Source organism: Allocoleopsis sp., assembly GCF_036703385.1.
GTDB lineage: Bacteria > Cyanobacteriota > Cyanobacteriia > Cyanobacteriales > Coleofasciculaceae > Allocoleopsis.
The window spans coordinates 1-8,473 of the sequence record NZ_DATNPA010000328.1; the positions used below are offsets into that span (position 1 = coordinate 1).

Annotated in this window: 12 protein-coding genes; 4 read left to right on the top strand and 8 right to left on the bottom strand. The window is 47.2% G+C overall.

Features of this window, described 5'->3' with window-relative positions; genetic code table 11:
* A partial coding sequence (locus tag V6C93_RS16180; protein WP_333477698.1) for a hypothetical protein occupies positions 1 to 287 on the bottom strand: 287 nt, incomplete at its 3' end.
* Between the two features lie 163 nt (positions 288 to 450).
* Between V6C93_RS16180 and V6C93_RS16185 the strand changes: the two genes are divergently transcribed.
* A complete protein-coding gene (locus tag V6C93_RS16185) occupies positions 451 to 1,737 on the top strand; it encodes a CHAT domain-containing protein (RefSeq protein WP_333477699.1) in 1,287 nt (428 codons plus the stop codon).
* 16 nt (positions 1,738 to 1,753) lie between these two features.
* Here V6C93_RS16185 and V6C93_RS16190 read toward each other — a convergent pair whose 3' ends face one another.
* The 3 genes from V6C93_RS16190 to V6C93_RS16200 form a co-directional block, all read right to left on the bottom strand.
* Positions 1,754 to 2,437, bottom strand: a complete 684-nt coding sequence (locus tag V6C93_RS16190) for a metallophosphoesterase family protein (RefSeq protein ID WP_333477700.1) — start codon at positions 2,435 to 2,437, stop codon at positions 1,754 to 1,756.
* Positions 2,438 to 2,685: 248 nt separating this feature from the next.
* Positions 2,686 to 4,128, bottom strand: a complete 1,443-nt coding sequence (locus tag V6C93_RS16195) for a 1-acyl-sn-glycerol-3-phosphate acyltransferase (RefSeq protein WP_349262732.1) — start codon at positions 4,126 to 4,128, stop codon at positions 2,686 to 2,688.
* A 487-nt stretch (positions 4,129 to 4,615) separates the two neighbouring features.
* Positions 4,616 to 5,233, bottom strand: coding sequence for a hypothetical protein (locus tag V6C93_RS16200; RefSeq protein ID WP_333477702.1), 618 nt, complete (start codon positions 5,231 to 5,233; stop codon positions 4,616 to 4,618).
* 156 nt (positions 5,234 to 5,389) lie between these two features.
* Here V6C93_RS16200 and V6C93_RS16205 point away from each other — a divergent pair, with 156 nt between their 5' ends.
* Entirely contained in the window at positions 5,390 to 5,566 is a 177-nt protein-coding gene (locus V6C93_RS16205; protein WP_333477703.1) for a DUF6888 family protein, read from the top strand.
* Positions 5,566 to 5,772, top strand: a complete 207-nt coding sequence (locus tag V6C93_RS16210; protein WP_333477704.1) for a DUF6887 family protein — start codon at positions 5,566 to 5,568, stop codon at positions 5,770 to 5,772. The genes V6C93_RS16205 and V6C93_RS16210 overlap by 1 nt, the downstream gene beginning before the upstream one ends.
* Before the next feature lie 135 nt (positions 5,773 to 5,907).
* On the opposite strand, the gene V6C93_RS16215 is transcribed toward V6C93_RS16210, so the two are convergent.
* The 4 genes from V6C93_RS16215 to V6C93_RS16230 form a co-directional block, all read right to left on the bottom strand.
* Entirely contained in the window at positions 5,908 to 6,528 is a 621-nt protein-coding gene (locus tag V6C93_RS16215) for a hypothetical protein (protein ID WP_333477705.1), read from the bottom strand.
* A 126-nt stretch (positions 6,529 to 6,654) separates the two neighbouring features.
* Positions 6,655 to 6,903 (bottom strand): hypothetical protein, encoded by a 249-nt coding sequence (locus V6C93_RS16220; protein ID WP_333477706.1) that lies wholly within the window; start codon positions 6,901 to 6,903, stop codon positions 6,655 to 6,657.
* Positions 6,900 to 7,196 (bottom strand): type II toxin-antitoxin system RelE/ParE family toxin, encoded by a 297-nt coding sequence (locus tag V6C93_RS16225; RefSeq protein WP_333477707.1) that lies wholly within the window; start codon positions 7,194 to 7,196, stop codon positions 6,900 to 6,902. The genes V6C93_RS16220 and V6C93_RS16225 overlap by 4 nt, the downstream gene beginning before the upstream one ends.
* Before the next feature lie 155 nt (positions 7,197 to 7,351).
* Positions 7,352 to 7,594: a helix-turn-helix transcriptional regulator gene (locus tag V6C93_RS16230; RefSeq protein ID WP_333477708.1), complete on the bottom strand. Its 243-nt coding sequence runs from the start codon at positions 7,592 to 7,594 to the stop codon at positions 7,352 to 7,354.
* A gap of 392 nt (positions 7,595 to 7,986) precedes the next feature.
* On the opposite strand from V6C93_RS16230, the gene V6C93_RS16235 reads away from it, so the two are divergent.
* On the top strand, positions 7,987 to 8,454 hold the full coding sequence (locus V6C93_RS16235; protein ID WP_333477709.1) for a hypothetical protein: 468 nt from the start codon (positions 7,987 to 7,989) through the stop codon (positions 8,452 to 8,454).
* Positions 8,455 to 8,473: the final 19 nt, after the last annotated feature.

An 8,473-nucleotide genomic window follows, 5' to 3' on the forward strand; every position in this document is an offset into this window, starting at 1 on the left:
GGAACAACCAACCCACCGGGAACAACCAACCCACCGGGAACAACCAACCCACCGGGAACAACCAACCCACCGGGAACAACCAACCCACCGGGAACAACCACGGGCAATACAGCCACCCCAGCTGGTGGTAGTAGCTCAACAAGCAACTCCTCCGGTAGTAGCAACTCAACAAGCAACTCCTCCAGTGCTGGCTCAACAGTCCTCTCACCCAGTAGTGCGTTAATATCCAATCTACCCAGCAAGAGCAGCTCAACAGACGGCTCCTCCGGTAGTGGCTCAACAAGCAACTCCTCCGGTAGTGGCAGCTCAACAAGCAGCTCCTCTAGTACTAGGAAGATCAATTCATCAGGCGGCGAGAAGGCAACTTATCTTCCTGCTGCTGGCGCAACCTATTCACAAACAGCGAGTTCATCCTCACCACGGATACTTGGAAACTCCTCGCCAGGTGAGGTGAGACCTAACTTAGTTCCTTCGATTGAAGAGCCTTTGACGCGTCAATTCGAGCAATATTTAGGGCTCCCTAGTAAAACTCGGCCTGTAACCCTGGCAGAAGCCCGTAATATTCTTAGCAAAGTCGAAAGAGCAACGGGTGTAAAACCCGCACTCATTTATGCAACGTTTGTGCCGCCAAGCCTTGCAGCCAATCAGTCAACAAGTGTTGCCGAACCAAGCCGAAACCCAGACATTAAAACCCAAAATTCTGAATACCAATTGGAAGTGGTGCTAGTAACAGGGGAGGGTGAACCGATTCGTCGCCTGCTAACTGGAGCGACGCGTGAGAAAGTCCTCAAAGTGGTTCAGCAATTTCAGTCTGAAGTGACCAATTCCCAAAGTGGGCGCGACTATGAGGCTCCGGGTAGGCAACTCTATCAATGGCTACTGGCTCCTGTGGAGGCTGAGATAAAAGCGCGAGGCATTCACAATCTGTCTTTCATCATGGATAGCGGCTTGCGCTCTCTGCCCATTGCAGCTCTTTATGACGGTCAACAGTTTCTGGTGGAGAAATATAGCCTTGGCTTAATGCCCAGCCTCAGCCTGATTACCGATACTAACTACAAGAGCCTTAAAGGGCTACAGGTTCTAGCGATGGGAGCTGCGCAATTCCCAGAGAAGAAACCTTTACCGGCAGTGCCTGTTGAATTATCGGTGATTACACCTTCTCTATGGCAGGGCAAATCATTCCTGAATGATCGCTTTACCTTAGCGAACCTGAAGGCACAACGACAGGAGCAGCCTTTTGGGCTGATTCACCTGGCAACCCATGCCAATTTCCGTCCAGGGGCACCTGGCAACTCCTACATTGAATTTTGGGACACTAAGCTACAGTTGGATCAGTTGTCTGAGTTAGGTTGGAGTAACCCAGCTGTAGAACTCTTAGTGTTGAGCGCTTGTAAGACGGCGTTGGGGGATCAGCAAGCCGAGTTAGGTTTTGCGGGGTTAGCTGTGCAAGCAGGGGTCAAATCAGCGATCGCATCCCTTTGGTCTGTGAGTGATGAAGGAACTCTAGCGCTCATGACACAGCTATACCAGCAGTTGAAGGTATCACCCATTAAAGCGGAAGCCTTACGGCAGGCACAGATAGCCATGATCAAGGGTCAAGTTTCTCTCAAAGAAGGTAAACTTTTCACGGGCAAAGAGACTGTACCTCTGCCATCAGAACTAGCCAAGCTAGGCACCAGAGATTTGAAACATCCCTATTTCTGGGCAGGTTTTACGCTGATTGGCAGTCCTTGGTAACTTTGAACAAGTGTAACTAGGCAGCAAATTGATCAATCCAGGCTGTGCGCACGCTCCCCACCTGGTTAGCCTGCCAGAGTTTACCACTAGTCACATCCAAACAGGTTAACCAACCCTTACTGTAAACTCTCGTATCGATGCAGATGGCGTGACCCCGATTGAGCGGCAGACCACTTTTCTGACTTGTATGTCCACAGACCATCGTTTTGCCGGAAAAATGCGGCGTTGGATTCCCGAATTTTTCCCAGAACAACATTTTGGCGGGCTGTTCTGCTAGAGGTACAGCAGGATGGACATTGGCATGGACGAAAAAGTGCGTATCAGTTTCGTACCAGTCTACACACACATTTTCAATGAAGTGCCAGTGGCGATTGGGAACATCCTTGAGCTTCGCAACTCGGTTAGAGCGTGAGTAAGACACAAGAGTCTCCTTGCCACCGCGACACCGCCACACGGATTCCTCTCTCCTATTGAAGCGTGCCGCTAACATCATCAGCTCATGGTTGCCGCGTAAGGCAACAAGTTGTCCTGTCTTGTGGAGTGCCATTAGCCTGTTGAGGATACCTTTTGAGTTGGGGCCTCGGTCTACATAGTCTCCAAGGGTAATAATTTGATCATTTGGCTGCGGTTTAACAGCAGAGAGCAGGGTATCAAATGCAGTTGAGCAGCCGTGAATATCGCCAATGGCAAGAATACGCATGGTTAACTTGGGTCTGATTCATCCATTTAAGTGCCGACAACATAGAGAAGCAATCCTCTCGCTTTTTGTTGCTCTCGCCCTCTCACTCGTCTTTTAATAAGCATAAGCAGAAGTATATGTCAAGGCTACTACACATATAGTATCCTGCTCAAACAAAGGCTGGGCTGTGTCGGCGCGAAATTATCCTACGGGCGAGGTCAGTACCCATTGCGCTCTCTATACAGCGCCAAAAGCGATCGCATTCTAAATTACCCTTCTGACGAGATCAGGTTTTCCAGCGCTTTTTGCAGGTCTTGAGTGAGGTCAGCCACAGCCTGTCTCGCATTCTGACGACTCGCCTGATAGACAGGGTAGCGCTGTGAAACCGATAAGGGCTGTCCCACCGTCATCTGTACTCGTTGCTTGCCTAACTGAGGGCGCTGGAAGGGGCTGCTGCCCTTAATTCGAGTGACCATATCCCATAATAGTAAGGTCGTCTCAGCAAACCGCTCTACTGTGGGGTTTTCAATCACATAGTGACCTGTGACAGCCACAAAGGTTTCTACTAGCCGCATGTGCCACATCTTGAGGTTGGCTTCCTCTGCAATGCGATCGCCTAATCCTCGCTCAAGAGGAGAAATCGCTTTAACATTTTTAAACTCTTCTCGATAAATATAATTCCAGCCTGCCTGTTCTAGGCGACGACAACGGTCAATTAAGCTTCCCTTCGGCGGCAAATCAAAATAGTCCTCCGCTACGTGTAGGGCAACGTTAAGTAGAGCATGGAGGCGAACGGCGAGTTCTTTATTCAGATGGCTGGCTGACTCTGGCTGTTGGGAAGTGGTATCCTGAACCACCGCTGGCAGGGTTTGATGATAGAAACGGGTATAGAATTCTTCCATTAATGACAACAAGCGATCGCTCAAACGATAGAGTCGTCGATACAGCGAGTCTTGCGCTTTGGGTGTGAGGTTTTGAGTTGAAGGTGTTAACTCAAAACTTCCGTCCTCAACAGGCAAACCACTAGCCGCTTCCAATTCACCTAAAAGCTTCTCTATTGCCTTCCAAGGAGCCTCAACGTAACGGTATTGAATGCCTATGGGCAAAATCCAAACCTGCTCCGAGCGTTCAGCCTTGAGCAAATCTTCCGCACACCAAAACCCTAACTGAGCAATACCCGGTTCTAGAGGGCTGATGATCTCATTGTGACCATTGGTTGCGCCTTCTGGAGACGCGGCGATCGGAAACCGACCATTGGCAAACAAGTCACGAGCCGATCGCAACCCCATCCAGTCTGCTTTGCCTCGATGGATGGGGGTGCCACCCAAGCGAGAATAAAGCCAACTCATTTTTGAGCCTGCCCAGAGGGGAATCCCCCGATCATAGATAAAATGGGCATGAATCGGACGCTTTAGCGCTATGCCCTGCTGTCTTGCTACCTGTGGCACCAATTTCCACAGTAAGTGAGTCATACAGAGGGGGTCATCAACTTTAGGATGGCGAAATGCAATCAAAAATCGCACCTTGCCTTCCTGAAACTGGCGGTACAGATCGACCAGAACTTCGACATTGTCGGCTTGAATTTGGGTAATCGCGGTGTGTCGGCGAATCCAAATGGGCAGCAGTTGTTGAGCCGCTCTTAGAACGAAGGGATTAAAATCCGGCGGGATAAATTCTAGGGGGGGCTGAGCCTGATTAATCAAATCTGACAAGGTGGTCTTCTCCTGAGTGGCGATCGGGCTTGGCAGCAGCGCTAACGTCACGCCAATGCTCCTAACGTCGCTACCGCATATCTAAAGATTTAGCTGAAATAATGATTATCCACTCTGGTGATACAACCAGTGCTGCGACTGTCATAAATTCTTTCCCTCATATAGGGGGAAGTTTTAAGGAACAGCAAACCCTATCAAAAAAAGGTTAGGTGTCACACAAAGCTGATTTGGCTGCCTAACGAGTGAGATTTCTTGCGGTGCTTCCCTGGCTTGTCTTTAGACTTATCCAGGGTTTTTCTATTTTGACAATCGCATCACTTTTAAAACTGTCACACTCACTTCAGCTATTAAGACAGGAAGGAATGTCAGGAAAAAGAGAGGCCGAAATACCTTCAAGGTTGCGTTTCTCCCTGCGGTTTGACTTTGCTCTAAATACTGGGGAATAACCTTAGTCCCCTTAATGTGGCGCGTCCTGCAAAAATTCTTCTTACTCCTCTACCCCTGCCAGAATCCCTACTAATACGCTAGTCAAACTATCTAAATCATCAGGAACCTTAAAAAGATTGATATCTTGAACTATAGTTTTATCGCTGCTATCGAGTCTGCCAAACTGCCAAACATTTCCAATTGTCACAGCGCCATAAAACACATTCTGTTCTTCAACGTGTGACAAGGCAATCAATTTCACGGCTAATTGAGTAAAGCCTCTGGTGAGGTCGTCGTTTTTGGCTTTTATGACGAGCAAGCTATTTTTTGACCGCAATAGATAATCTAGATTACCTTTTAGCCAGTTATTAACTTTTAAAGGATACTCAATCCGCAACTGACATTCACAATAACACACTACCTCTAAAAGCAATGGAGATACTAACGTTTCCCTTCTAGCTGTCTCATTACTGAGACTAGTAAATCGCAAAACTTTCTTGATTTTTTGCTTCAGGTCTGGCAATCCGTCTATGCTGACTTGGGCTTTTGGTAAAGATAATTCTTCCCGAAGAAGCGAATAGTCAAACTCAGCTAAAATATCATCGGGATCATAAGCCAACTCAAAGTAAGAACGGAATGTGTACTCTCGGTCTTCTTGTAAAATTTTCTGCTTGGACATAGAGCCTTGACTTCCCTATTTCCCTAGTATCCATTTAATTCTACAGTGTTGCTTAAATCTGATGGAGACGCGATCGCGTCTCATTTTTGGTTGTCGGTGGGGCGATCGCACCTAAAGTTATACTAAAGAGACATTCTTCACATAATAGGGAGTTTGATGCCTACCGACGCGCAACTGAGGTGTTTGTATCGAATTGGCTACCAGTTGACGTATATTCTGTTTCAGCCCATCCACCTTATTTGCATCGACGGTCGAACTCAGAATTTATATATCTTGGCAGGGCAGAACGAGGAAATCGAGTTTGAAATTACTCCAGATGGGGAGGTGCTGTAATGAGTCAAGTTGACTACACGGCTATGTCTTACAAAGAGTTAAGGCGGTACTTTCTCAAGCATCGAGAAGATCAAGCTGCTTTTCAAGCTTATCTAGCAAGGCGTCGAGAGCGATCGCGCCCAGTCATTACAAGAGTTGATGACCCGGACTTCGATGATAAGATTCAAGCAGCAATCCGTCAGCAACTAGCGGAGTATCGAAGTTAGCAACGCGATCGCACTCCTACCCCAACAAACGCGATTCCTTCGGACAGCTACGCTTCACGCACCTCCTCCCTCAGCCTTACTTCATAGCTGTTGCAACCTCCTCTTGAGACTGGAATGAACTGATACCACGAATGTCTATAATGAATTCTTCCTCTGAGAAATCCCAACCAAGGTATTCGTCAACTCTTCTAGGTCATCAGGGATTGAATACAAAGCAATGTCTTGAGTAATTTGTTGCTGACTAACGTTGAGGATACCAAACTGCCAAGCATTTCCAATCGTGACGGCACCGTAGAATACATCTTGTTCTTCTATCTTAGATAACGCAATTAACTCAACTGCCATTTGAGTAAAACCTCTCGTCATGTCATCATTTTTGGCTTCAACAACGAGAAGACTTTGGGTTGAACGTAGCAGGTAATCGAGATTGCCTTTAAGCCAGTTATTCACACTCAGGGGGTACTCAATTCTCAACTGACAGTTGCAGTAGGTGGCAACTTCTATTAGTACTGGAGCAACTAAGGTTTCTCTCCGTGCGGTTTCACTAGTGAGGCTGACCAAAGGTAAGATTTTTTCAATACGTTGACGTAATTCTGGCAGTCGCTCGAATGGCGTTGTTGTCTTCGGTAGAGACAATCGCGATCGCACGAGTGCATAGCCAAGCTCAGCCAGAATTTCATCAGGTTCATAAGGCATCTCGAAGTAGGAACGAAATGTATAGGATTGTCCTTCTTGGAGAATGGGGGGTTTACTCATAGCGATCGCTCCTTCAATGATGCTGGTTTACAAAACATGCTACGAGTCTTGAGAGTGCGATTGCCTACGGCACTAGCGAAGCTGATCGCACTCCACACTGCAACAAACGCGATCGCTAAAAAAATATCATGATTCCAAAGGCAGGTGAATATCTTCTAAGAAGATTCTGCCTTGCTCTTTTTGGCTTTTACGTGATTTTTCAATAATGTTGATGAACTTGGGATTTATGCTCAAGCTAAGAGTTTCTAGATCGACATCTTCAATAGGAAATAAAGCGGCGACAGGCTGACCGTTGCGAGTTAGAATGAGAGGCTGCTCGGTTTGGTCGTATTTCTCCAGCAGTGAGGCAATCTCGCTGATGTCAACTGTTTTCATAGTTCAACTATTTCTCCAGCAATGCGAATTTGATTTCCTTCCTTGATACCGACAGCACGAATATCTACGATGGATTCTTCCTCATCTACATCGTAGTACACGCGAAAGTCGCCTATCCGCAATTCCCAAACCGCAATTAGGTTTGGACGCATCTCTTTACGGTTTTTAGTTGGTATAGTTGGCTCATTGCTCAATTGTTCGGTGACAGCACTTGCAATAATTTTTTGCTCCCTAGCTGTAAACACCCGCAGGTGAGATAAGCTATTTCTCGAAAAGGCAATACGGTATGGCAAGGTAGTAGGCTCTGGATTTGGGCTACGTTACCACAGTAGAGGTTTTGTGGGCGATCGCATTCCCCACTGCAACAAGCGCGATCGCATGTCTTCCCTCAGCCTCACTACATACCTGTTACAACCTCCTCTTGAGACTGGGATGAACTGATACCTCCTCAATCAATGTCGGCGGGTAAGTCGTCAATTGACATTCCTGCTTGCTCTAGCAATTCTTTCAATCGTCGGATCTGAGCAAAGTTCAGTTTGATGACTCGTTCGCCTGCTTCGTGGCGGATAACGGTTCTGCGTGATATTCCCAAGCAATCGGCTATTTGCTCCTGAGTCATTCCCAGTCGCTCTCTGACTTCCTTAAGAATTGGCAATTGTGGGTTGCGTTCTGAGTTTTGATCGTCTACCATCTTACTTGTTGAGTGACACTCGGTCACTTTTAAGGCCACAAAAATAACGGGGAAACACTTTGGGAAGTCCCCATACTTCCTGTTTCCCTGTCTCTCTATGGGTAGTTTCTCATACGAAGCATGTTGTGTCGGATGTGTAGCGGCCAGGAGGTGATACGCAAGCAGGAATCCCAACCCCGCCCTGAACTAAAGTTCGGGCTAATAGCTCAAGTCAGCTAAAGCTGACTGCATGAAGATTTTCAACCCGTTAAAACGGGTTTAAGCTTTGAGCCTGAATTTTAATTCAAGGCTCTGGTTCAAGTTGTGCATTTTCCATAAATAACGGGCGATTCGCATTTTTGCATTGATCGCAGATCGCCCTTTCCTAAAACAAAACTACCAAAATCATACCAATGAAACACTCCGAATGGCTTCGCCTCCAAGCAGAAGGCGATAGAGTTGTTGCGTCTTTACGTGCCGATGGGTTCAACTGTCGCAAACAGCCACGCCGCTTGTCTTGGTATCTTTGCAAAGGCTCTGTTTCTTACACCTTGACTTGGCTACCTGCACCAGTGCGCGAATGGAGCTTGTTACCGAATGATGAAACACCAGAGAGAGCGCAACTTTTAGCTCAAATTCACTCTATTTTGGAGCATCGCGGCTGTGGTCGTACAGCAGAACCATCCCCACCTCCGACGCAGGGCTTCTGGAATCAAAAGAATTATCCCTGGACACTGGTTAGGTTGTTGCCAAATGCTCAACACTATACGGTTGGTCGCTTCTACAGCCGCACGGAAGCGGAAAATCATAAGCGCTTTCTTGGTAAGTGGATGCCTGCGGCTGAGTTTGAGGTTGTTTTTGATGCTGATGCAGTGACTTAGAAGAGGAGAGGCGATCGCA